Source organism: Spirosoma pulveris, assembly GCF_054781875.1.
This window is the reverse complement of record NZ_BAAGTO010000002.1, coordinates 1-23248: the sequence shown is the minus strand read 5'-3', so window position 1 is coordinate 23248 and position 23248 is coordinate 1. Positions and strand designations below refer to the sequence as shown.

Genomic DNA, 23248 nt, shown 5'->3' with positions numbered 1-23248 from the left:
ACTAACTAGCTATCATGAAAAAAGTACTTGTAATCCTGTGCCTGCTGTTGAGTTCGGCTACTATGGCACAAAAAACAGAAGGGGTTGTAACGTATGTGCGGAAAGAGTACTGGCTGAAAATTGCCAACAGGCTGACGTTTCTGAGCCAGGAGCAACGGGATCGAATGATGCAGACCTGGAAAAATATGGAGGAAGATAACAAAGGGATAAAGATGAAACTGGCGTTCAATCCAAACGAGAGTCTTTATACCTACAACAGCGATGAACCCGATGAGGGGGGGTATTCCTGGCGGAAAGATGAGTTTTTCTTGTACCGCAATTTCGAGAAAGACAAAAAGACGGATGTGATCGAAATGCTCGGTAAGACCTACATTGTTGAGGACTCGCTGCACGCGCCGGTCTGGAAAATCGGTAACCAGATTAAAGAGGTAGCCGGGTATATCTGTATGAAAGCAGAAACGGAAGATCCGATAAAAAAGCTTAAAATAACGGCCTGGTTTGCTCAGGATATACCCGTAGCGGCCGGACCCGAACGGGCTAATAGTTTACCGGGTCTGATTCTGGCGTTAGATGTCAACGATGGCGACGTTACAGTAGAAGCCATTAATGTGGACTTCAGGCCCCTGACCCCCAGCGATTTGAAACTGCCGAAATTAAAAGGGAAGAAAGTCAATGATGTAGCCTATGATACCATTATTCGCCAATACATTGCCGAACAAATGACAGCCCAGCGAAATCCATACTGGGCGATTCGTTATTAAAACGTGCGGCACCAAACTGCACCAAAAAAGCCCCGGCCGTATGGTCGGGGCTTTTTTGGTGTTCGCAGAGTATGTTTTACATGCCTTGTGTTGAAAACTGAACCTGATCCACGGCAAATAAGGGTTTCTGTTTTGCCTCTGGATTCACGAACACCAGGTAGAGCTTATGGATACCTGAAACCGGCTGGCGGAAAGGCAGGCTAACGGCTCCCTGTGTACCTTGCTTAACCTCGACTTCTCCCAGCAATGTACCGGTAGGCGAATCAAGCCGGGCTTCGAGCTTGCCACCCGCTACCCGGTCGTTTGACGCAAATACAGATGGCGAAATGCTTTGGATACCCGTCAGGTCAATGTCATTAAACGCCAGATAGCTACCCGATTTTGTACCAATAATAGCTGGTCCTACTTTAGGCATATCAAACTGGGAAACATCCTGCTTTCCATCTGCTGAAACGGCTTTCATGGAAGGCGAACGCAGTGCCAGCGATGTTGAGCTCGTCAATGGTCCAATAACGCCGTTACCCCGGTCGGTATAACTGGCGGTCAGGATGTACGAACCTTCTTTCTTTTGCTGAGCCGGTACATAATCGCCGGCTATTGGCTGACGGTTTACTTTCTTTTCGTCGGCCAAAGATAGAATGTAACGTACCATGTCGGCCGCTTCACTCTCTTTTAACTGGGGGTGAGCGCTCATGGCCTGTTCGCCCCATACACCACCGCCACCGTTGATAACCTTACGGGCCAGTTTGCTTTCGATCTGAGAAACACCTTTGTATTTCTTTGCTACATCGATATACGCGGGACCAATTGACTTTTTGTCGATGGCGTGGCAGGCTTTACAATCACTTAGTTCGATCAGACGCTTGCCGGTCGAGAAGCCAAGATTGGCCTGGTGGCCCTGGGCCAGCATCGTTTTGTCGAAGCCTTCGAGGTAGTCGATGGTCATCGTTACGTCGTCCGCGCTAATGCCTTTCTTCAACGTTCCATCTTCCTTATCAACAACATTTACGGCGTACTTAACCGGTTTGTTGGGAAAGTAAAACGTTTTGTTTCCGGCTACAGCTACTTCTACTTTTGGCTCATCGTTTCCTACTTTGATCTCCATGGACTTAGTAGCAACATTACCGGCAGCATCGGTCACGGTCAACGTAGTAGGATAGGTGCCCGGTTTGCTGAAGGTAACCGTTGGGTTAGTCGTTGTTTGTTTAGGCATTCCGTTGCCAAACGACCAGGTGTATTTCAGGGCATCGCCGTCGTAGTCCATCGATCCTTTCGAATCGAACTTCACCGTCATAGGAGCAGAGCCCACCGTTTTGCTGGCGCTGGCTATCGCAACGGGTTTCCGGTTACCGGCATTATAGGTAATGCGCGACAGGCGAGCATCGGCGTTGGCCGCAAACCAGATCTGACCGTATTCGAGGGTGTAAAGCGAACCGTCATTGGCAAATTGCATATCGATCACGTGCGAAAACTTCGTGCTGGGCATGAAAGTCTCCATCTTTACAAAATCACCGTTTTCCTGCATCGTAACCGGATGAATCCAGTCACGAATCCAGTCGTAGGCGAAGAACTTGCCATCGTAATGACGGGGGAATTTTACGGACGATTCAGCATAATCGTCGTAGTAATAAACCGGGCCACCCATGGCATTCCGGCCCCCTTTACCCACAATAGGGCCAAACTCAGGCGAATCGGCATAGGGATAATAAATAAAGGCTTTCTGAGCTGGAGGCAACTCGGTTAAACCTGTGTTGTTGGGCGAGTTGTTAATCGGCTTCTGCGGGTCGAAAAGCGGTCCTGTGGTGCTGTCTGCAAACGTACGAACATTATACGGACGGTTATCAGCTACAAACAGCGGCCAGCCGTAATAGCCTGCTTTCCGGGCCTGGTTCATCTCGTCATGTCCACGTGGACCATATTTTGGGCTATTCTCACCTGCATCCGGGCCTACTTCGCCCCAGTACAGGAATCCTGTGCGTTGATCGACCGAAATACGGTAAGGATTCCGGTTGCCCATCACATAAATTTCGGGACGGGTCTTAGGAGTGCCTTTAGGGAACAGGTTGCCTTCGGGAATGGTGTAAGTGCCGTCGGCCTCGGGATGAATACGCATGATTTTACCACGCAGATCGTTGGTATTGCTCGATGTGGCGCGGGCATCCCATCCTCTGCGACCTGGCCGCTCGTCGATAGGAGCGAAGCCGTTGGAGTTGAACGGGTTGGTATCGTCACCCGCCGACAGGTACAGGTTGCCTTTGCGGTCCCAGGCAATGGAGCCACCCGTATGGCAGCAGCCGTCGCGCTTAACGGGAACCGTCAGCATCACTTTCTCGGTGTTCATCAACAAGGTATCCCGAACATCGTCGTACACGAAGCGGGACAGATGCTGAGCCGTATCGGCTTCAGTTTTTCCCGTTATGGGTGAATAATAGGCATATACCCATTTATTCTGCTTGAAATTCGGGTCGACGTTCAAGCCCATCAGACCGTATTCGAATTTGGTGAATACCGGAAAGGTAGCCACCACCTTTACCGACTTCTTCTTGGGGTCGTAAAGTTTTAACGCACCTTTCCGCTCAGCAAAAAGAACCTTGCCATTGTCGAGAACAACTAACTCGGTCGGCTCATCCAGACCAGCTACGAGAACCTCCCGGTCGAAGCGGTTTTCTTCGGGAAATGGTAGAGTTTTTGCCTGACCAAATTTAAGGCTGGTTGCCATGACGGACTTTATACCACCCAGGATGTGCTGCAGGAACAGCGGATCGGAATACGACTCGTCTGTATGGCCGCCACCGGTGTAGAACGCCTTGCCACCATCGAAATCATGGTGCCAGATGAACGGGTGATTGTCGCCGTTTTTGCCGCCCTCGTATGTTTTTTCGTCGAGCTTACCCAGCACTTTAAGGTCAGGCTGGATACTTTTGTAGCTATACCACTCATCCCAACGCTTCCAGCGGTCGGGCAGCATTTTAGTAGACGGGTGATTTTTGTCGATAATCTCGATTTCGGCGTTCTGCTGTTTGGGGTGCTGCAGGAAGTAAGCGCCTGCCAGCTTGTTGTACCAGGGCCAGTCGTACTCCGTGTCGGCAGCTGCGTGGATACCCACATAACCACCACCTGCCTGGATGTACCGCTCAAAAGCCGCTTGCTGGGCATCGTCGAGTACATCGCCGGTTGTACTGAGCCAAATGACGGCGCTGTACTTTTTGAGATTCGCTTCGGTAAATTTGCTGGCGTCTTCGGTAGTGTCGACTGCGAAGCCGTTTTCCTGACCCAGTTTCATGATCGCCAGTTTGCCAACGGGAATAGACGCATGGCGGTATCCTTTGGTTCTTGAAAAGACCAGCACCCGATTAAGAGCTATAGCACTTTCTGCCGACTTAACAGTGGGCGAAGTACGTTTGGCAGCCGTTTGAGCCTCGACAGTTATGCCCGGTACAGCCGTTGCCAGCAAACCCGCCAGCAACAGAGCGCGGGAGGGAAGCCGTAAGTTTTTCATAGTGTTTTGGATTTATACAGGTTGGTTTGCAAACTGGTGAGTGCCAGTTGTATTTGTTAACTTATTTGGTGATTCGATTGACTTTTATCGAGAAACAAAAGTAACGAAAAAGCGAACGCTGTGGTGCAGTCGTTCGCTCAAATTATTGATTAAAAAGCATATTAATCTACTTTCTTAAAGGTCATTATTGGATTATTATTTCGAAGTAAAGTCAATTTGCCATCGCCTACCCTGTAGGTAAGTGGCCTGTTAAGCTCAGTCAGGAGCTTACTTTCCAACTGGTTTGCAGCGTCCTGACAAGCCATTTTGGTGGTTACTAACGGGCCAACTGAAAGCTGGCGGGTGTCGGCCTTGATGGGGCCACTGAGCCGGTTGCAACCGGTTGTACCGGTTACCCGGTTTTCGGCCAGTGAAATCTCAAGACGGGGCACTTCGTTTCCGTTGGCAGTGAGGGCCGTTCCCTGAAAACTGGTGAGTACCCAAATGTCATTCAGTAAAGCAAGCTGCCGTAAAGATGAGCCGCAACCTGCGTAGTTTTTCCCCCGAAAGTTGACTTCCACCCGGTAGTCAAATCGCTGGCCCGATAGTTTATTGACACAGCTATCGGGTCTTAACAGAATCGTTATGCGGTCGGATTCTACGCCGGTATTGTAGCGTAAGACGCCATCGGGATCGGTTTGGCGTTCAGGGGCGGTTGTCGTCAGGCTGTCGCCATCGAGGGCTTTAAACTGAAGGCGGCTTTTCGACGGGTTTATCGTCAATGACCAGGCCGGGTCGTTACCCATAGCAACAACCTCGTCGCCCGCTTTCAGGTACTGGCTGTAATCTGTAATAGCCACCTGATTGGCGGGGGTAAGCATGGAGGCAAACTGGGTAGATGGACGGCGGCAGGCAACGGTCAGAAATAACAGACCAAGCAAAGCAGTACGCATGGCATTCTAAAGGGAAAGTTCTGTTGGTAAGACCAGCTGTGCGTCGAAAAGTTTAACCTGAGTGCGGGAAAGGAACAATCCGCGCATTATTTGAACAGTCCTCTTTTTGGAAAGTTACCCCTTTTTGATAAACAACGACACGTTATGAAAAAGGGATGGTTAATTGCGCTCGGGCTATTATTGATTGGCTGTATTGGTGCTTATGTCTGGTATCGAAACGTAAAAGATGAACGGACGGCAGAAGGCAAGCCTTACGATAATACGCTGAAGCCCCGTCTGGAGATGACCCGTATGGCCATCACTGACATCGGCGAAGAAACCATTTCCATGAATCTGTATATGCTCATTGATAATCCATTACCCGTTGGTTTCAAATCGCCCAGCCTGGATTATACGTTTTACATCGCCAATACGCCTGTGATGGTCGATGCGTATAAAAAGCCAATTGAGGTCAAATCCGGCGATAGTACGCTGCTGGTATTACCCGCCAAGCTAGCCTATAAGAAACTGACTAACGTACTGAAGACCCTCGATCGGAAAGACATTGATAGCACGAATTACAAGATGCGGGCAAAATTCGCCCTCGATGTGCCTATCCTTGGTCAGAAAACGTTCGAAACTACCATCGACAAGCGAATGCCGACATTTTACCTGCCCGAGGTTAAAATTAATGATATTGATTTTGGCAAGCTGGGGCTGAAACGCACCGATGTGGCTGCCAACGTAAGTATTACTAATAAAAACAAAATGCCATTCAACATCACGAACGCCCATTATACGGTTTTCATCGATGGGAAAGAGATTGCAGACGGCGAGCAAAAGGAGCCAATCCTGATTAAAGCGCAGGCGACTACGCCCGTTGTGTTTCCGGTAACAGCCCGGCCCGGTAAAACGCTGAGTGTATTGCCAAAAATGCTGTTCGACAAAAAAGATACACCTTACCGGGTCAACTTTCGGTGCCAGCTTATTGATAAGGAAAATAACTCGTCTATTGCCAATAGTAAATTTGCCTCGACGATAACCGGGACCTTGGACGATTTTAAGAAGCTGAAAAAGTGAGGATTACGACAAAGAGATTAAGGAAGCGTGGAAAAGGTATGCAGAGACTACAAGCAGGTCAGCTGAATTACGCTAGTACCTGCGTTTGAATAGTAGTTTGTAAGTGTATAAAAAACAGGGCCTGGAATCGGTTGACTCCAGGCCCTGTTTGTATGAATATAAATAGATTACAGCTGGGGTTGCTCCAGCACAACGCTTTCATCGACATGGCCCGCTTTGCGGTTGCGCATCCAGAACCACAACAGTGTGAAAGCAAAGATCAGAATGATCGGGAAAGTCGTCATTCGAAGCAGCGTTGCCTGCCCGGCCGCTAATTCCAGTGCATCACCCGAAAGGCCAGCCGCTGCTTTTTCAACACGAGCACTGTCAATCCAGCCGCCGATGATGGGCTGCCAGATAGAGGTAGAGAACATACCCACACCACCGACAACCGACATACCCAGGGCACCGCTCAATGGGATGCGCTCGGCCACAAAACCAATCATGGTTGGCCAGAAGTAGCATACGCCAACTGCAAAGAATATAGCCGCTACGTAAGCCATAGCACCCGTTTGTGTGCTAAAAAGGTAAATGCCGATGGTCGCAAAAACGGCGCCACCCAACAGTACTCCCGTTTGATCGAGCCGGTGAATGATTGGGCCACCAAAGTACCGGCCAACGGCCATCAGGCCGGTTACCAATGCCAAAATCAGCAGTGGTTCGGCACCGCTCTTGCTCAGGATCAGAGCCGTCCACTGCTGAGGTCCAAATTCTGAGATAGCCGTTATGGCCATGCAGCAGAAGATGAACAGGTAAAGTGGGTTAATCATAGCTCTGAAGTTTTCCGAAAGCGACATAGCTCCCTCCACTTTTGCTTTTGGGAAAGCCTGACCCCAGAATAGGAACGCGTAGGTTAATGTGGGTATCATGATAATGCCAACCTGTGTCTGCCAGCTCATGCCCATTTTGGTCATCGCGAGCGAAATCAGGCTACCCACTACGATACCACCCGGAAACCACATGTGGAACCGGTTGAGCATTTTGTTCATGGTAATACCCGTATACATATCGGCAATCATAGGATTACAGGCCGCTTCTGTACAGCCATTGCCAATACCGATAAACAGTGTCGAAATGAGTAGGGTTGTGTAGCCACCCGCGAAAATGGTGAGCAGAATCCCCAGTGTGTGACACACAAACGCCACGCTCATAATAACTCTCGGACCAACCGTATTGTAGACTAAACCACCAACGATCATTGAAATTGGAAAGCCCAAAAACCACATGGAGTTAATAAAGCCCAACTGCTCGGCAGATAGGCCAAACTCTGTGCCCAACTGAGGCAAAATACCCGCCCGAATACTAAATGAGAAAGCGGTCGTAATGAGCGCTAGGCAGCTGGCAAGAAAGAGCCGCGAGGGATTAACGGTTTGATTCATTTTCAATGTAAGGGGTTTAGTAGTTAACAGGTTTGACTAAAAATTAAAAGACGTCGGGTTGGATAAACTCCCCGCTAAAGAGCCGTTTTTATTCAAATTTTCCGAAAAATAAGAGAAAACAGCTAATTTTCGGCCGTAAAAAAAAGGATTGTGGGTTAATGTGTCCATTTTACGCTTTCGAGATTGAGTTATAGCTGGTAAATGAGTTTTCAGAATCAGCAGTCCTGAAGTCGAAAACGGCAATCTGTAAAATGCATACAGTAAACCAACCTTCGTAGTTTACTTTTCCTAACCTGTTTACACTCAACTCAAATACCAATGCATAGAAAATTGCGAATGGGTATGGTTGGCGGAGGCCTCGACGCCTTCATTGGTGCCGTTCATCGCCGGGCTGCTGGTTTCGATGGCGAAATCGAATTAGTTTGTGGCTGCTTCAGTGCATCGCCCGAAAAATCCAAAGCAACCGGGCATGCGCTCTATTTGCCCGAAAATCGTATTTATTCCTCTTATGAGGAAATGATTGAAAAAGAAAAAGCACTGCCGGAAGGAGAACGGATGGATTTTCTGTCTATTGTTACTCCCAACCACATGCACTTTCCACCCGCCAAACTGGCGCTCGAAAATGGGTTTCATGTAATGTGCGACAAGCCTATGACGCTTAATCTGGCGGAAGCCAAAGAACTGGCGGGTATTGTCGAAAAATCGGGACTCGTGTTTGGCCTGACGCACAACTACACTGGCTACCCAATGGTGAAAGAGGCCCGCGATATGGTTCGGAGTGGTAAGCTGGGCAAGATCCGTAAAGTTGTTGTTGAATACCCGCAAGGCTGGCTTTCCAAAGACGAAGAACATAACGATTACAAGCAGGCTATCTGGCGCACCGATCCGGCCCGATCGGGAGCCGCCGGTTGTATGGGCGACATTGGTACTCATGCGGAAAATCTGGCCGAGTATGTCACAGGACTGCAAATTACCGAACTCTGTGCCGACTTGACCGCTTTTGTTCCCGGTCGCCAGTTGGACGACGATGGAAACGTGCTGCTGCGGTTCGACAACGGAGCCAAAGGTGTTCTGCATGCCAGTCAGGTGGCTAACGGCGAAGAAAACTCGCTGAAAATCTACGTTTGGGGTGAACTGGGCGGCCTGGAATGGCATCAGATGGAACCCAATACGTTGAAATACAAAACACAGGAAGGCCAGCGGATCATTCGGCCCAATGTCGGCACGCTGTCGGCCTCGGCATCAGCGCACTGGCGGTTACCGGCAGGGCACCCCGAAGGATTCTTCGAAGCGTTTGCCAATCTGTATCGCAACTTTGCCTATGCCGTGAAAGCGCATATGGAAGGGCGCGAAGCAGATCCTATTTACGATTTTCCCAAAGCATCGGACGGTGTTCGCGGATTGGCCTTTATCGACACAGTAATCGCGTCGAGTCAGGATGATTCCACAAAGTGGACTAAGTTTGTAGAATAAAACTATTACGCAGAGATTCGCAGAGTAAAAAAGAGATTCACTGAGCCTTTCTCTGCGAATCTCTTTTTTACTCTGCGAATCTCTGCGTAATAATAATAACCCCTAATCATGCAAAAGATTAACATCGGTGTCGTGGGCACTGGATTCATCGGGCCTGCGCATATCGAAGCTCTGCGTCGCCTTCCAAATACAAACGTCCTCGCACTGTGCGAAGTAACGCCGGAACTGGCCCGCCAGAAGGCCGATCAGCTCGGTATCGAGCGGTCCTGCACGTTCGACGAACTGCTGGCGATGGACGATATTAAGGTTGTACACATCTGTACACCCAACTTCCTCCATTACGCACAGTCGAAGGCGGCATTGCTGGCCGGAAAGCACGTTGTGTGCGAAAAACCGCTGGCTAAAGATTTGCACGAAGCCAAAGAACTCGTTGAACTGGCCGAGCAAACCGGTCTGGTCAATGCTGTGCATTTCAACCTGCGATATTACCCGCTGGTTCGCCAGATGAAGGTGATGCGTGAGCAGGATGCCCTGGGCGATGTGTATTCCGTTATTGGTTCCTATTTGCAGGATTGGCTTTTCTACGATACGGATTATAACTGGCGTCTGGAACCCGATAAATCGGGCGATTCCCGTGCCATTGCCGATATTGGCTCTCACCTGATGGACAGCCTCGAATACATTACGGGCCTGAAAACGGTAGCTGTTATGGCCGATTTCAATACGGTGCATAAAGTGCGGAAAAAACCGCTAAAGCCCGTTGAGACCTATTCGGGGAAAATGCTGCAACCCGAAGATTACGCCGACGTCCCCATCAATACCGAAGATCACGCTAACGTATTGCTGCGGTTCGATAATGGAAACCGGGGTGTCATCACGGTATCGCAGGTGTCGGCCGGGCGTAAAAACCAGATGAAACTGGAAATTGCCGGTTCGAAGAAAACATTTGCCTGGAATTCGGAAGCCCCCAACGAAATGTGGATCGGTAACCGCGACGGTGCCAACGAATCGTTCATGCGCGATCCCTCGCTGGTTCACCCCGAAGCGCGCTCGGTGATCAGTTTCCCCGGCGGCCATAACGAAGGTTTCCCCGATACGTCGAAGCAGTTGTTTAAAGAGGTGTACGACGCTATTGCCGCTGGAAAACAACCCGAGAATCCAACCTACCCAACCTTCGCTGATGGCTATCGCGAGTTGCTCATCTGCGAAAAAATCCTGGAATCTAACCGGAAACAGGCTTGGGTGGAGATTTAATGGTGAATGATCGAATCATGGGACATGAGCAGTTTAATCGAGATGGAGCACGAAGAAGACTTAGCGAATGAAGCTTGGGTAGATTATTCGACACATTCGAAAGGTCAATTCCTGGATGATCTTGAAAAACGACTTAAAGTGTTTATGCTTCGATGTATCAAAGTATGTCGTACTCTGCTAAAAGATTATGCACAACATTTTGGTCATCAACTCATTCGCTCTTCTTCATCGGCTGCAGCCAATTTTAGAGCCTTTCGCCGGGGTCGAAGCCAGAAAGAATATTTTGCTAAGTTAAGTATCTCATTTGAAGAATTAGCTGAATCGCTTTTCTGGCTTAAAACCCTTGTATTCACCGAATTCGTACCAGAGCATCGATTACAGGATTTAATGGATGAAAGGTATCAGATAGTAAAAATTTTGGCCAAATCACGAAAAACAGCGAGCGACTGAAATGAAGAGTGAAAGAGCGAATGAGTGCTAATCCGCCGTGGTTTCGCTCTTACACTCTTTCACTCTTTCGCTCATTAATGATATGAAAACAATGAAAGGTCCGGGCATATTTTTAGCCCAGTTTCTAGGGGACGCAGCACCCTTCAATAGTTTAGAGTCTATTGCCAAATACATGGCCGATCTGGGCTACAAAGGTATTCAGATTCCAACCTGGGACCCACGTCTGATCGACCTGAAGCAGGCTTCGGAAAGCCTTACCTACTGCGATGAGCTGAAAGGCAAGCTGAAGGATATTGGCGTTGAGATCACAGAACTCGCCACCCACCTGCAAGGGCAGTTGGTCGCCGTACACCCGGCCTATGGTCCCATGTTTGATGGCTTCGGTCCGGCCGAACTGGCGGGCAAACCCAAAGAACAACAGGCCTGGGCCGTCGATCAGTTGCTGATGACGGCCAAAGCCAGCAAGAATCTGGGCCTTGTTGCCAGCCCTACTTTTTCGGGCGCGCTGTTATGGCCATTTGTGTACCCCTGGCCTCAGCGTCCGGCGGGTCTGGTCGAGACGGGTTTCAAAGAACTCGCCGACCGCTGGTTGCCAATCCTGAATGCCTACGACGAAGCCGGTGTTGATCTGGCCTATGAACTGCACCCCGGCGAAGACCTGCACGATGGCATTACCTTCGAGATGTTCCTGGAGAAAGTGGGCAACCACCCCCGTGCCGGTATCAACTACGACCCAAGTCATTTCGTGCTGCAACAACTGGATTACCTCCAGTTCATCGATTTCTACCACGACCGTATTTATGCGTACCACGTGAAAGATGCCGAGTTCAACCCAACGGGTAAGCAGGGCGTGTATGGCGGGTATCAGGGCTGGGTAGAGCGGGCCGGCCGGTTCCGTTCACTAGGCGATGGGCAGGTTGACTTTGCGGGTATCTTCTCTAAACTGGCCCAGTACGATTACGACCGGTGGGCAGTACTGGAGTGGGAGTGCGCCATCAAACACCCCGAACAGGGAGCAGCCGAGGGCGCTCCGTTCATTTCGGATCACATCATCCGCGTGACCGAACGCGCTTTCGACGACTTCGCCGGCACCGGTGCGGATGATGCCTTCAACAAGAAAGTGTTGGGGTTGTAAAGGCTGTGTATTCGTGTATTTTGTGGTGTCGGGTCTGAGGACCCGACACTTTTTTTTGTTGGTAGACTTACTACATTTACCAAAAAATAATCAACACGATGGCAGGTCAGGGTTCGGGTGGCAATGTGCTTGCTGCTCTTTGTAGCTTTTTTATTCCGGGGTTAGGTCAGCTGTTGCAAGGGCGACTACTCATGGCTATTCTGCAATTTGTGCTGGCGGGTGCCCTTTGGTTCATCCTGATGGGGTGGATCATTCACCTATGGTCCATTATCGATGCGGCCCGATTTAACCCGTCCAATTAGTTATTGGCCTTCTGTCGTTTGGGAAATCGCTGCTCCACCACTAAAAACGGGTTTTCTTTTTGCTCTTTCAGATAGCGTTCGTAGGCCAAATGAGTCATCAGATCAATCTGGTATAGATAACCTTCGGGCTGACGGGCATTCTTATGGACAAAGCTGCCCGAAAACGAAGCAATATCACTAGGCTTATATTTATCGAGTACTTCATTTTTTACCCGCTTATCGTCGATCCAGATGCCAAATAGCTTAGGGTTTTTCCAATCCGAAAATTGAGCGTCGGTCGGTGTCTTTGGCGGCATGGGCGCAATTAAAATAACATTCTTCTTCTCTTCTTCAGACAGATTAGCAAACTTCTGTCGACCTCTAAATGCAGTCACAACCAGCTTGTCTTTGTACAGCTCTTGAAATTCGCCTGACCCCACCGGGAGAGGCTGTGGTGCAGATTTAGTCTGTATCTTTTGTGGGGTGGCTGTGGGCACTTGAGCAACCAATTTGGTGCTAAACGTGGCTCCAACCAGCATAGTCAGGCTCAATGACAGCGTACCGACAATCAAAGCCCGGGTTCTGGATGTGTGTTTGGTCATCATAAGAAATCGTTGTTTAGTTGCGTAAAACGTTAATTGGCTGGTTAAAGAAGCGGGTGTGGTTAAGGTTAACTTACGTAGCAATAAACGCTGGTATTCTACGACATGCTTATGGTGGTGGAGTACCGCCGAGTCGGCCAGGAATTCGTGATTGAGCCGGATGGCGCGTTTGATCAGCAGAAGTAAGGGGTTGAACCAATAGAAGCAGGCAAGCAGCTCAATGAAAAGAATATCGTAGGTGTGCCGCTGCCGGATGTGTGCCAGTTCGTGCGTGAACATTTCCGGCTCGATGGCCTGCGACTCATAGGCTGATTTGCCGACAAACAGGTAATGCAAAAACGTATGAGGCAGGCTATTTTCGGGCAAAAGGACAAGGGTAGCGTCCTGGTATCGAACCTTCCGGTGCTGTCTGATGAGCTGAACTAAGGCGGAAAGGTGTCGGCTAAATCGAATGAGCAGGGTTGAGGTAGTAAGCCAGTAAACAAGCCAGGCAATGGCAGAAAAGCCGTGTGCTGGTTGGGTCGATGCATAGTTTGGTTCAGTCAGACTGGTCAGATAGTGCTCGGGCCGGTAACTGGGATGAGGTTCTAAAACAGAAACCAGTTCAGATTGAACATTGATTGTCAGTAGGGGGATGACCAACGAAATGATGAGGCTGAACAATAAGTAGAACCGGTTGAACCGATGTAGTTTTTCGCCTTCCAGCAATAGCTTGTAAATGCCAAACAGGATAAACAGGCATAGGCCGGATTTAAGAACATAAGCTATCATGATTTCCGCTTTTGAATTTCCTGATCAATAATGTCTTTAAGCGCTTCCAGTTCAGATGCTGACAAGTGTGTTTCGGTGGTAAAAAACGATGCAAATTGGGCGGCCGAATTGTTGAAAAAATTCTTGATGAGCCCGTTGACATGGGTAGAGAAATAATCGTTCCGGTCAATCAGCGGATAATACTCTCTTGAATTTCCGTACTCCCGATAACTGACAAATCCTTTATCAATAACCCGTTTGAGCAAGGTGGCCACCGTTGTGACGGCTGGCTTAGGATCGTCGTAAGCATCAAGCAAGTCTTTCATAAAGGCTTTCTCCCGTTTCCACAGGTGTTGCATCAGGATTTCTTCGGCAGCAGACAGTTTCATTTCTATAATTATAGAGTTTGCTCTACAAATGTAGAATAAGAAAAGCCATTGTCAAGTACTTGATCATTTTTTTTGATAGGCAGTGATTATCTTCAGAGATACTGTACAGCTCTATGCTACTTTTGGACAACCTTATCCTGCTTCTATGCCTACTTTTCCGGTCACTTCCTCTATTCTATCCAAAACCCATCTGGCCCGGTTTCTACAAAAAGCTTACGGTCTACTGCCAGCTACAACCTGCAAATTGCTGAAAGCGGGCGTTAATCATTCCTATCTGGTAACTGACGGCTCGACGAAAGCCATTTTCAGGCTTTACAGTCTGAACTGGCGCACTGAAGTCGAGATTCACGAAGAGCTTAGATTGCTGATTTTATTGAACCGGAGTGGTGTGCCTGTATCATATCCATTGCCCGATGTGCATGGACAGTATATTCAGGAATTGGAGGCACCGGAAGGCACTCGATTTGGTGTTCTGTTCTCTTTTGCCGAAGGGCAGAAGCTACTTACCTTTTCGCCTGATCTGCATTATGAAATTGGGCAGATCATGGCCCGCTTTCATCAGCTTACCTGCAACATGGCCTTAAATCGGGTAACGTATACGCCGGAGCGACTGTTGGTCGATTCACTTACCCAACTGCCAGACTTTCTATCAGTCGAAACGGACGAAATGAAATTTATGCTGGAAACGCAGCAGTATCTGATGTCAGCGTTCGAGGGTATAGACACCACGCAAACCAGATTGGGGACGGTGCATCTGGACATCTGGTTCGACAACCTGAATATTGACAAAGACGACCGGATTACCCTGTTCGATTTTGACTTCTGCGGAAATGGAATGCTTTGTCTCGACATTGCTTACTACATTCTGCAAATTCACAGTACAGAAGGGGACGTAAATGAATTTCACCGAAAGAAAGATAGCTTCATGGCCGGGTATGAGTCGATTACTGCATTAACTGACGAAGAGAAACGGCTCCTGCCTATGCTTGGGCTGAGCGTCTATTTTTTTTACATAGGTATTCAGACGCAGCGTTTCGACGACTGGTCGAATACATTCCTGAATGAGTTGTATCTAACGCGCTTCATCAACTTACGGATTAAGCGGTGGGCCGATTTCAATAAATTAAACACAAACAGTTAAGAAAGGGTGGTGAGCAAGTGACAATCGGGAAGGAGAAGGCAACCTTTTCTGCAAGTTCGTGTGATGCTTAAATGGAACGTATAAGTATCCTTTCTAAACGTAAACGATAGCAATCTTATACTGAACTTAAATTTTATTGTATCTTTCCTTTTATTAGCCAAGCTATCGAAAATACATCTCTTTGTTCAAAATGGTACGCTCAATAAGCATGAAAAGTCATTTTTTGGCTTTGTGTGGTCTTCTTGTTATTCTGGAGATCGCTACACCTCGTTCTGCACAGGCGCAGCGTCAATTAATTGATAGTTTGAAAATAACGTTGCATCACAAACTGCCCGACACCACCCAGGCGAATACGTATTATGATATTGCAAACGCATTTTTCAAACAAAGTCAACTCGATTCGGCTAATTATTACCTAAAACCTATGCTAGCGCTCTGTAAGCGCACCAACAGTATCGTTGGTTTAGGCGATTATCATTTGCTTACGGCTACTATTCGTCTGCACCAGGGCCTGTTCGACGAGTCTTTAGTAAATGCGCAGTCGGCTATAAACTATTTTACCCGAAGTCATAAGCCTGGTTCAGTTGCCCGGGTCTATCACACGATGGGGCTGCTTTATAAGACCATGGGCGAAAATCAGCGCGTGCGGACCCATCTCGAAAAAGGTATATTCTATATTCAGCAAGCCATTAGCATCAATCAAAGCATTAAGGCTACTCGTAATTTGGCCGATAACTACATAAACCTCGGTATTATCTACGAAGACCTAAACGAGTTCGAACGGGGGCGGGAGTGTTTCCTGAAAGCAATAGCCATCAACGATGCCATCCATTCCAAGCCGGAGGCTTACCGGGTCATTTTTAATAATCTGGGCAAAAACTCCTCGGTGCTGGGCCGCTACGAAGAGGCTATCGGGTATCTTAACAAGGCGCTGGCCATTAATCTGGAGCTGAACAGAACAACCAGCCTGGTGCATAATTATCGTAATTTATCGACTGCTTACCAGGCATTGAAAAAATTTGATAAAGCTGAGTTTTATGGTGAAAGAGCAATAAAGCTGGTCGAGCAGAGTAAAGATGCTCCGCTAACCCGGTCTGTGTACAAGATGATGTCGCAGATGTATGCCAGCACGGGTAAATATGATAAGGCCTACCACTATGCCGTACAGCATAAACGAATCGAAGATTCGCTGATGAATATCGACAAGACTCGTACGGTAGCACGTTTGGAAGGGCAGTTTGCGGTGCAAAAAGCAAATGAGCTAGCCACCATTCAGGCTAATCTGGCGCTGGCCAAAGCCCGGGAAATTGCCCGGATCGAATCGGTCAAGGCGAAAGAAATAGCGGCCATTCAAGCAGAAGAAAGCCGTAGAGTGGCCCAGATTCAGGCGGCTGCTGAGGTTGATAAAACACGGGCCGTTGCCGAAGTTCAGGCAAAATATGAGACACAAAGGCGAATAAATCAAATTGCGACACTGGATGAGCAAAACCATCAGGCTACCCGACAGATGCACTATATGGCGGGCGGACTCGGTTTATTGGTGCTGTTGCTTAGCATTTCGATTGGTCAATACTGGGCACTTCGCCGGGCTAACCTACGCCTGTCTGCCCAGAACGAAATCATTACCAATAATAGTCGCCAGCTCATCAGCCAGTCTGATCAGCTGCGTACACTGATGAAAGAATTACACCACCGGGTGAAAAATAACTTAGCTATCGTGTCGAGCCTGCTTACCCTACAGGCCAATGGACTAACGGATGAAAAAGCCGTTCAGGCGCTGCGAAAAGGACAGCAGCGTGTGCAGGCTATGTCGTTGATACACCAGCGACTATACCAGTCAGATCGGGTAACCATTGTGAATATACGGGAGTATCTGACCGATCTGGCCGAAAGTCTGATGCAGGCGTATGGGTATGAATCGTCCAACTTCGACCTGCAGGTAGACGTTGTGTTAGAGGAACTGGACGTCGATGTAGCAATGCCTTTGGGGTTGATCGTCAACGAGTTGATTACAAACTCGTTTAAATATGCATTTATTCATCAGGACCGTCCTTTGTTACGGATCAAACTCGATTATGCCGATGGCTCTTTACAACCAGGTATTACCCTGGAGGTACAAGACAATGGCCCGGGCATAAAAGCGGATGACTGGCAAAAATCGGCCAGCCGAAAATCATTTGGTCGGCGCCTGGTTACCTCGCTCACCGAACAACTGGAAGGTAACTTTGAGCTGTTAACCCAGAACGGAACTTTATTTCGACTGCACATACCGCAGACCCGACTGGCAGCCTGACAAGAATTGTTTAACGCAAAGGGAGGCTCGGAAAACGCTATTTACTACTCCTTTTTGTCGTTGCTGACAAAAAGGAGTAGCCTCATTCTAACAACAAATGAAAATATGTGTTATTGAATTGCTGTTCTATGCTGAGAATAGCTGAATGCTGATGACTGGGTTTGAATCTATCGAAACGCTATTTGAGGTGTGAGCGGACTTGTATATTTGATTTATAACGGGTTAACAGACAAGGATTCAGCGATTTTTTTTATATTAAGGGACGAATGCTCACATCCACTCCAAATTTTAGAAAGTTGTAAAACGCCACCTTTAATGATTAGTGACGAGCGCATACATATTCTACTGGTTGAAGATGAAGGTATTCTAGCTATGGAGTTGAGTGACAGTCTGGAAGCAGACGGCTATTTCATAGTGGGTATTGCGAATAATGGCCGTAAAGCACTTGACTTATACCAGCGACAGCGAGTTGATTTGCTCCTCTGTGACATTACCATAAAGGGCGATTGGGATGGAATTGAAACGGTTCGGCGGTTGACTGCCGAACGCCCCATTCCGGTCATTTACCTGACTGCCCTCACCGACCGCGAAACCCTGGAGAGAGCTAAGCAGACCTATCCGGCGGCCTATGTGAATAAACCTTATCAACTGGCAAGCCTGCGAACGGCTATTGAATTGGCCATTCATAACTTTAATCAGCGTAGTAAGCCCGTTTCTGCGGCCGTAACTCCGCTCGAAAAAGGTATGCGCGACCGGGAAACAATTCTGCAGATAAATGACCATTTATTTGTAAAGCAGAACTACCAGTTTGTTAAAATCAACGTAGACGACTTACTGTATCTGGAAGCCGATAATGTCTATACAACACTGGTTACGAGTAATCGGAAGTACGTAATTCGTTTGACATTGAGCGGAATTCTGGAACGAATGAATCTACCGTCTCTGGTGCGTATCCACCGATCCTACGCGGTTAATATCCACAAAGTAGATTCCTTTAATGATACAGAATTGAGCATTGGTGCTCAACTGCTGCCATTGAGCAGAAGTTATAAGGAAGATTTCTTACAGAGATTCAATCACTATTGATAAATGAACTGATTGTAAGGAGGTATGTCCGGGTAACTACAAGGGCCATAACTAAAAATAAGCAAGCTTATTTACATGCTTAATATAGTTGCTCACATACCATTTTTGGCTACTTACAACATGGGTTTAGTTAAAAAGAGGAAATCTTGTATCTTTATAGCGTCATTAAGATACCTTTCTCTCGTTGAACTGGGTTTTACCTGGTTCGATATTAACTAAAGAGCCTATTATAGGCTTTCCTATTTACCAATCATTACCCTCGGCTATTCTAACTCAGAAAAGTCGAGGGTTTTTTTTATGATATTGATAGTCATCAGGTAATAGTCTGCCAGACTGGACTGAGACAATAAAAAATTGTAAATTAGACGCTCGTTATGTGTCAGTTATTGTAACTGAATTTATTCAATGTAACAATTGGAAAAGCTGTGTAGAGGATACAGTTGCCTGTTGATTTGGCTTGCCGTGTTTCTGTCCGGAATGGCAACGGCACAGAATCTTATTCCCAATGGGGGCTTTGAAACCTACCGTAATTGCCCTCGACAGGATAATCTGCTTAATGAAGCCACGCCCTGGTACAACCCAAACCGGGCTACTCCCGACTTTTACCATACCTGTTTCCAGAGCGGCCAAATGTTATTGCCGCCCCATTCCGGTCAGGGAATAGGGCGTTTGTTTTTTGATCAAGGGTGGGCAGAATACTTCGGAGTTCGGCTCACGAAGCCACTCAATGCCAATGAGTGCTACTATTTTGAGATGTACGTAGCTACAGATATGCCTAATAAATACCTGACGGAAACGCTTGGTGCTTATTTTTCTGATGACCCTGTTACCAACCCGGCATCAACGGATCGGCTGACTGTTAAGCCTCAAATTCTGGATAGTACGCCCAAAACCAGTGTTGGCAGTCTGCAATGGCAGCGTATAGCCGGTTTTTTGACCGCAAAAGGTGGCGAGCAGTATGTGACGATCGGAAGCTTTACCAAAACGCCCCCATTTCTCGGGTTTTATTATCTGTTTGTCGACGATATTTCACTGGTTCCCACCAAACTTGAACTGGGCAACGATTCCACCCTGTGTGGTCGGGCAAGTACCCTGCTGCTCGATGCCACTACGCCGGGTACTTCTTACTACCGCTGGAGCGACGGCAGTACAAAGCCTACTTTGCTGGTCACTCGGCCGGGTAAATACTCGGTGACCGCTGTAACGGATTGTAAAACCCTCCGCGACAGTATTACGATTAACTACGCGCTCGACTTCGACCTGGGAACGGATACGACCATCTGTAACGGACAGACGTTGGCCCTCAAGGTTCCGACAGCAACTGGGGCAACGTATCGCTGGCAGGATGGCTCCCGGCAAAATGAGCTTACCGTTCGGGCGGAAGGACGATACAGCATTCAGGTGACACAGGCGGGCTGTGTGGCAGCCGATAGTATTTATGTACGGTATATTCGGCCTCCTCAACTGGATTTAGGGCCGGATCAGTCCCTGTGTGGGGCGCAGCTTTTCACCATAAAACCTAGCGTGGCCGAAGGGAAGTTTTCCTGGCTGGATCAGGTGCCGGGTATCGAACGAACGGTAAGTAGTTCCGGAGTGTACAGGGCCCGTGTTCAAAATGATTGTGCAGTAACACTGGATTCCGTCCAGATTGATTACGAAGCCTGCGATTGTATTCTTTATGCGCCAAACAGCTTCACGCCGAATGGGGACGGTCTGAATGATCAATTCCTGGCTTTTGGTTGTGGGGATATAACCATTACATCACTGGCTGTTTTCAACCGCTGGGGCGAAGTTGTTTTTCAAACCGCTACAGAACCGTTTCAGTGGAACGGAAACTATCGGGGTGAAGCTTGTGAAACCGGAGTTTACGCCTGGAGTATTCAGTATAAACTCAATCAACGGGGAAAAGTAAAACCCGGCCAACAACAAGGGACACTTAGTTTGATTCGCTGAAGTATAAACTCCGGGACTGTGTTAACCTGCTCAGACAGGATGGCCTTATTGTCGAGACGGCCAGACACCGCTTATTCAACCATACTTCGCGAGCAATGAGCCCGTTTTGGGCAGACAAGAAGACGTTTACAGCAGAATACAGTTATAACTGAAAGACTATTTAGTAATTCATTATGGCTTGGTTTATACTTATTCTGGCTGGTTTGTTTGAAGTTGGCTTTACCACCTGTCTTAAATTGTCAAATAACTTTCGGCACCTTGGCTGGGCAACTGGTTTTTTGATCTGTGCTATAGCCAGTTTTTATTGTCTAAACAAAGCCGCGCAGAGCATCGCACTGGGTACGGCGTATGCCGTCTGGACTGGTATTGGAGCTGCTGGGACAGTCATTATGGGTATGCTATTCTTTCGTGAACCCAATGATTTCTGGCGCCTTTTCTTCATTACGCTCTTGATTGGTTCTGTAATCGGATTAAAAGCGGTATCAGCCAATTAGAGGCTGACAATGAAGCTGCTCGGGGTAATTAAGTTTCTATAGCTTGTTAAAACAGTTTCACCAGTTTGGCCAGACCGGCCGAAATAAGCAGCATAATGGCTACAAACCCTAATCCATACACCAGTCCAAAGGCTTCGGCAACAAATCCGATGATAGGTGGACCCGCCAGAAAACCAATAAAGCTGAAGGTGGCAAACGTAGCCAGACCGGCCGCTGGTGGTATACCCTCAACCCGCATTGAGGCCGCATACAGTACCGGTGCGCCCAAAGAGCAGCCTGCTCCCAACACGCCAAAGCCAATCAACGCCGTTGCCGGCAGGGGGAGCGCAATGGCAAACAAAAGCCCCGCTGCCCCAATGATCCCCCCAATCTGTAGCCAGCGTTTGGCTCCTATTTTAGGAATAATGGCATCGCCAAGGAAACGGAAACTCGTCATGGTAAGCGAGAAGGCACCGAAGCCCAGCGCGGCAATCTGACTGCTGGCCCCCAACGTTTCACGCAGATATACGGCACTCCAGTCGAACGCGGCACCTTCGCCCATTGCCAGCGACAAGCCGATCAGAATCATCAGCAATAAGTCCAGGTTTGGTCGGACGAATGACGACCCGGCTTTCTCTCCCGTTTTGGTACGGCTGCTCGATGGTATTTTTGCCAGGATCGGTTGCAGGATAAACGTCATGAGTAGAATGATGCCTGCCATAACGGCAATGTGCACCGGTGGCGAAACATGCAGGGCAATAACAGCTCCCGCAATGCCGGACCCCAACAGTCCGCCCAGACTCCACATACCGTGGCACGACGACATAATGACGATACCCCGTGCCCGTTCCAGATTGGTCGCGGTAGTATTCATGGCTACGTTGATAAGGGCGGCATTCAACCCCATCAGGAATAAACCGAGGCAAAGTACAATTGGATTAGGGGCGTTGAGCGGAATGCAAACGGCTAACGTTAACCCTACCGCCGACCAGAAACAGGCTTTTGCTTCGCCCAGACGGGCAATGATCCAACCCGTAAGCGGATTCATGACCAGCAAACCGATTGGCATGGCAAACAGGGTCAGGCCTAGCTCTGCATCGGAAAGATGGAGTTTAGCTTTCACAAACGGGATATGCGCGACCCAACTGCCAAATAGAATACTATCGGAAGCAAAGACCAGCCCAACAGCCAGCGCCTGCCGGTTGAGGAAGAAGGTCAGCAGGTTTTGGATGAATAGATTTCGATTCGGTTTATTGAGAGAGGCTGTTGTATTCATACGACAAAAATAGCCGGTTTAGGCCGGCTATTTTCAATAATCTACTATGTGTTACGGAGGCTCTGATGATCACACAAGGCCACTAATTAGTTATTCATCGTTAACGATGTATTATTCTTGAGGTGACCTGCCATCGCTTTCCGGAGTTTCTCAACTTTAGGCAGCGAAACCCGTTGAATGTAGGGCTGATCGGGGTGCAGAGCGAAATAATTTTGATGGTAGTTTTCTGCCGGATAGAAAGCAGTGAGGGGTGTTACTTCCGTCACTACAGGATTGGCATAATGCTTCGACTCGTTGGTACGTTTGATAGCCGCCAGGATCTCCGCTTTTTCAGCAGGTGTTCGGTAAAAAGCGACAGAGCGATAGTCCCGACCGACATCGGGTCCCTGCCGATTCAGCGTCGTGGGGTCATGTCCGGCAAAGAAGGCGTCGAGCAGTTGCGAATAGCTGATAACTTTAGGATCGTAATAGACTTGTACCGACTCAGCATGGCCGGTTTCATCCGTACCTACCTGCTCGTAGGTTGGATTTTTAACGTTTCCTCCGGCATAGCCGGAAATAACTTCCCGAACCCCTTTCAGTTGGTTCATACCTTCTTCCAAGGCCCAAAAGCAGCCGCCTGCAAAGGTTGCTACCGCTTCGCCATCTTTCAGTGTTGGGAGTTTGGCGGGTGCATAATCTTTTGATTGACCCTGGGCGCAACCTGCCAGAAGCAGCAGACTGAATACCAGTATGTGAATTCCTTTCATGTCGTTTAGTGAAGTATATTAGTTGCTATATAAACGATTGAAAGTGAGTTCCGGTTTCTTTTTGCCATGGAGATACATCATAAAAAAAGCCGGTGAGATCAGGACGACCTTACCGGCTTTTAAGCTTCAGTGATGTGTTATTACACGCCGGGATAGCCGGGGTTCTGGGTTTTCAGGTTGGGGTTGTTCAGCAACTCCTGCTTGGGAATGGGCAGTAACAGATGCTTCTCCTGCAAGGCCTGATTCGAACTCAGGTTCACGTGGCCCACAAAGT

At 48.3% G+C, this 23248-nt stretch carries 19 protein-coding genes; 12 read left to right on the top strand and 7 right to left on the bottom strand.

Annotated features, from left to right (window positions below; genetic code table 11):
- Positions 1-14 precede the first annotated feature (14 nt).
- Entirely contained in the window at positions 15-761 is a 747-nt protein-coding gene (locus tag ACYVJM_RS08350) for a GLPGLI family protein (protein WP_461147770.1), read from the top strand.
- Positions 762-837: 76 nt separating this feature from the next.
- On the opposite strand, the gene ACYVJM_RS08345 is transcribed toward ACYVJM_RS08350, so the two are convergent.
- A complete protein-coding gene (locus ACYVJM_RS08345) occupies positions 838-4260 on the bottom strand; it encodes a ThuA domain-containing protein (protein ID WP_461147769.1) in 3423 nt (1140 codons plus the stop codon).
- Positions 4261-4421: 161 nt separating this feature from the next.
- Positions 4422-5192: an META domain-containing protein gene (locus tag ACYVJM_RS08340; protein WP_461147768.1), complete on the bottom strand. Its 771-nt coding sequence runs from the start codon at positions 5190-5192 to the stop codon at positions 4422-4424.
- Positions 5193-5336: 144 nt separating this feature from the next.
- Here ACYVJM_RS08340 and ACYVJM_RS08335 point away from each other — a divergent pair, with 144 nt between their 5' ends.
- The gene (locus ACYVJM_RS08335) at positions 5337-6251 is read left to right on the top strand and encodes an LEA/WHy family protein (RefSeq protein WP_461147767.1); all 915 of its coding nucleotides are present in this window, start codon (positions 5337-5339) and stop codon (positions 6249-6251) included.
- A 167-nt stretch (positions 6252-6418) separates the two neighbouring features.
- On the opposite strand, the gene ACYVJM_RS08330 is transcribed toward ACYVJM_RS08335, so the two are convergent.
- Positions 6419-7669, bottom strand: coding sequence for an MFS transporter (locus ACYVJM_RS08330; protein WP_461147766.1), 1251 nt, complete (start codon positions 7667-7669; stop codon positions 6419-6421).
- Positions 7670-8005: 336 nt separating this feature from the next.
- On the opposite strand from ACYVJM_RS08330, the gene ACYVJM_RS08325 reads away from it, so the two are divergent.
- From ACYVJM_RS08325 to ACYVJM_RS08305, 5 genes are all read left to right on the top strand, one after another.
- Positions 8006-9142, top strand: coding sequence for a Gfo/Idh/MocA family protein (locus tag ACYVJM_RS08325; RefSeq protein ID WP_461148630.1), 1137 nt, complete (start codon positions 8006-8008; stop codon positions 9140-9142).
- A 108-nt stretch (positions 9143-9250) separates the two neighbouring features.
- Entirely contained in the window at positions 9251-10396 is a 1146-nt protein-coding gene (locus tag ACYVJM_RS08320; RefSeq protein ID WP_461147765.1) for a Gfo/Idh/MocA family protein, read from the top strand.
- Between the two features lie 42 nt (positions 10397-10438).
- Positions 10439-10846: a four helix bundle protein gene (locus ACYVJM_RS08315; RefSeq protein ID WP_461147764.1), complete on the top strand. Its 408-nt coding sequence runs from the start codon at positions 10439-10441 to the stop codon at positions 10844-10846.
- A gap of 82 nt (positions 10847-10928) precedes the next feature.
- Positions 10929-11981 (top strand): sugar phosphate isomerase/epimerase family protein, encoded by a 1053-nt coding sequence (locus ACYVJM_RS08310; RefSeq protein WP_461147763.1) that lies wholly within the window; start codon positions 10929-10931, stop codon positions 11979-11981.
- 98 nt (positions 11982-12079) lie between these two features.
- Complete coding sequence (locus ACYVJM_RS08305; RefSeq protein ID WP_461147762.1) at positions 12080-12283, top strand: hypothetical protein; 204 nt, start codon at positions 12080-12082, stop codon at positions 12281-12283.
- Here the strand turns inward: ACYVJM_RS08305 and ACYVJM_RS08300 are convergent.
- Both ACYVJM_RS08300 and ACYVJM_RS08295 read right to left on the bottom strand, forming a co-directional pair.
- Entirely contained in the window at positions 12280-13635 is a 1356-nt protein-coding gene (locus ACYVJM_RS08300; RefSeq protein WP_461147761.1) for a M56 family metallopeptidase, read from the bottom strand. The genes ACYVJM_RS08305 and ACYVJM_RS08300 overlap by 4 nt on opposite strands.
- Positions 13632-14003: a BlaI/MecI/CopY family transcriptional regulator gene (locus tag ACYVJM_RS08295; RefSeq protein ID WP_461147760.1), complete on the bottom strand. Its 372-nt coding sequence runs from the start codon at positions 14001-14003 to the stop codon at positions 13632-13634. Before ACYVJM_RS08295 ends, ACYVJM_RS08300 begins: the two co-directional genes overlap by 4 nt.
- Positions 14004-14148: 145 nt before the next feature.
- Between ACYVJM_RS08295 and ACYVJM_RS08290 the strand changes: the two genes are divergently transcribed.
- From ACYVJM_RS08290 to ACYVJM_RS08270, 5 genes are all read left to right on the top strand, one after another.
- A complete protein-coding gene (locus ACYVJM_RS08290) occupies positions 14149-15144 on the top strand; it encodes a phosphotransferase enzyme family protein (RefSeq protein WP_461147759.1) in 996 nt (331 codons plus the stop codon).
- A 208-nt stretch (positions 15145-15352) separates the two neighbouring features.
- Positions 15353-17437, top strand: a complete 2085-nt coding sequence (locus ACYVJM_RS08285) for a sensor histidine kinase (protein WP_461147758.1) — start codon at positions 15353-15355, stop codon at positions 17435-17437.
- Between the two features lie 315 nt (positions 17438-17752).
- Positions 17753-18523 carry a LytR/AlgR family response regulator transcription factor gene (locus ACYVJM_RS08280; RefSeq protein ID WP_461147757.1) on the top strand — a complete coding sequence of 257 codons (771 nt, stop codon included), beginning with the start codon at positions 17753-17755 and terminating at the stop codon, positions 18521-18523.
- A 477-nt stretch (positions 18524-19000) separates the two neighbouring features.
- Positions 19001-20476, top strand: a complete 1476-nt coding sequence (locus tag ACYVJM_RS08275; RefSeq protein ID WP_461147756.1) for a T9SS type B sorting domain-containing protein — start codon at positions 19001-19003, stop codon at positions 20474-20476.
- 173 nt (positions 20477-20649) lie between these two features.
- Positions 20650-20970 (top strand): DMT family transporter, encoded by a 321-nt coding sequence (locus tag ACYVJM_RS08270; protein ID WP_461147755.1) that lies wholly within the window; start codon positions 20650-20652, stop codon positions 20968-20970.
- A gap of 46 nt (positions 20971-21016) precedes the next feature.
- Here the strand turns inward: ACYVJM_RS08270 and ACYVJM_RS08265 are convergent, their stop codons facing one another.
- Both ACYVJM_RS08265 and msrA read right to left on the bottom strand, forming a co-directional pair.
- A complete protein-coding gene (locus ACYVJM_RS08265; RefSeq protein ID WP_461147754.1) occupies positions 21017-22225 on the bottom strand; it encodes an MFS transporter in 1209 nt (402 codons plus the stop codon).
- An 86-nt stretch (positions 22226-22311) separates the two neighbouring features.
- Positions 22312-22974 carry a peptide-methionine (S)-S-oxide reductase MsrA gene (gene msrA / locus ACYVJM_RS08260; protein WP_461147753.1) on the bottom strand — a complete coding sequence of 221 codons (663 nt, stop codon included), beginning with the start codon at positions 22972-22974 and terminating at the stop codon, positions 22312-22314.
- Between the last annotated feature and the right edge of the window lie 274 nt (positions 22975-23248).

What these genes read in the sequence shown, in the direction of transcription:
- ACYVJM_RS08320 (WP_461147765.1), top strand. Translation starts at nt 9,251, where the DNA reads ATGCAAAAGATTAACATCGGTGTCGTGGGCACTGGATTCATCGGGCCT.
- ACYVJM_RS08310 (WP_461147763.1), top strand. Translation starts at nt 10,929, where the DNA reads ATGAAAACAATGAAAGGTCCGGGCATATTTTTAGCCCAGTTTCTAGGG.
- ACYVJM_RS08295 (WP_461147760.1), bottom strand. Translation starts at nt 14,003, where the DNA reads ATGAAACTGTCTGCTGCCGAAGAAATCCTGATGCAACACCTGTGGAAA.
- ACYVJM_RS08290 (WP_461147759.1), top strand. Translation starts at nt 14,149, where the DNA reads ATGCCTACTTTTCCGGTCACTTCCTCTATTCTATCCAAAACCCATCTG.
- ACYVJM_RS08285 (WP_461147758.1), top strand. Translation starts at nt 15,353, where the DNA reads ATGAAAAGTCATTTTTTGGCTTTGTGTGGTCTTCTTGTTATTCTGGAG.
- ACYVJM_RS08335 (WP_461147767.1), top strand. Translation starts at nt 5,337, where the DNA reads ATGAAAAAGGGATGGTTAATTGCGCTCGGGCTATTATTGATTGGCTGT.
- ACYVJM_RS08280 (WP_461147757.1), top strand. Translation starts at nt 17,753, where the DNA reads ATGATTAGTGACGAGCGCATACATATTCTACTGGTTGAAGATGAAGGT.
- ACYVJM_RS08265 (WP_461147754.1), bottom strand. Translation starts at nt 22,225, where the DNA reads ATGAATACAACAGCCTCTCTCAATAAACCGAATCGAAATCTATTCATC.
- msrA (WP_461147753.1), bottom strand. Translation starts at nt 22,974, where the DNA reads ATGAAAGGAATTCACATACTGGTATTCAGTCTGCTGCTTCTGGCAGGT.
- ACYVJM_RS08275 (WP_461147756.1), top strand. Translation starts at nt 19,001, where the DNA reads ATGGCAACGGCACAGAATCTTATTCCCAATGGGGGCTTTGAAACCTAC.
- ACYVJM_RS08300 (WP_461147761.1), bottom strand. Translation starts at nt 13,635, where the DNA reads ATGATAGCTTATGTTCTTAAATCCGGCCTATGCCTGTTTATCCTGTTT.
- ACYVJM_RS08345 (WP_461147769.1), bottom strand. Translation starts at nt 4,260, where the DNA reads ATGAAAAACTTACGGCTTCCCTCCCGCGCTCTGTTGCTGGCGGGTTTG.
- ACYVJM_RS08350 (WP_461147770.1), top strand. Translation starts at nt 15, where the DNA reads ATGAAAAAAGTACTTGTAATCCTGTGCCTGCTGTTGAGTTCGGCTACT.
- ACYVJM_RS08315 (WP_461147764.1), top strand. Translation starts at nt 10,439, where the DNA reads ATGGAGCACGAAGAAGACTTAGCGAATGAAGCTTGGGTAGATTATTCG.
- ACYVJM_RS08340 (WP_461147768.1), bottom strand. Translation starts at nt 5,192, where the DNA reads ATGCGTACTGCTTTGCTTGGTCTGTTATTTCTGACCGTTGCCTGCCGC.
- ACYVJM_RS08270 (WP_461147755.1), top strand. Translation starts at nt 20,650, where the DNA reads ATGGCTTGGTTTATACTTATTCTGGCTGGTTTGTTTGAAGTTGGCTTT.
- ACYVJM_RS08305 (WP_461147762.1), top strand. Translation starts at nt 12,080, where the DNA reads ATGGCAGGTCAGGGTTCGGGTGGCAATGTGCTTGCTGCTCTTTGTAGC.
- ACYVJM_RS08330 (WP_461147766.1), bottom strand. Translation starts at nt 7,669, where the DNA reads ATGAATCAAACCGTTAATCCCTCGCGGCTCTTTCTTGCCAGCTGCCTA.
- ACYVJM_RS08325 (WP_461148630.1), top strand. Translation starts at nt 8,006, where the DNA reads ATGGGTATGGTTGGCGGAGGCCTCGACGCCTTCATTGGTGCCGTTCAT.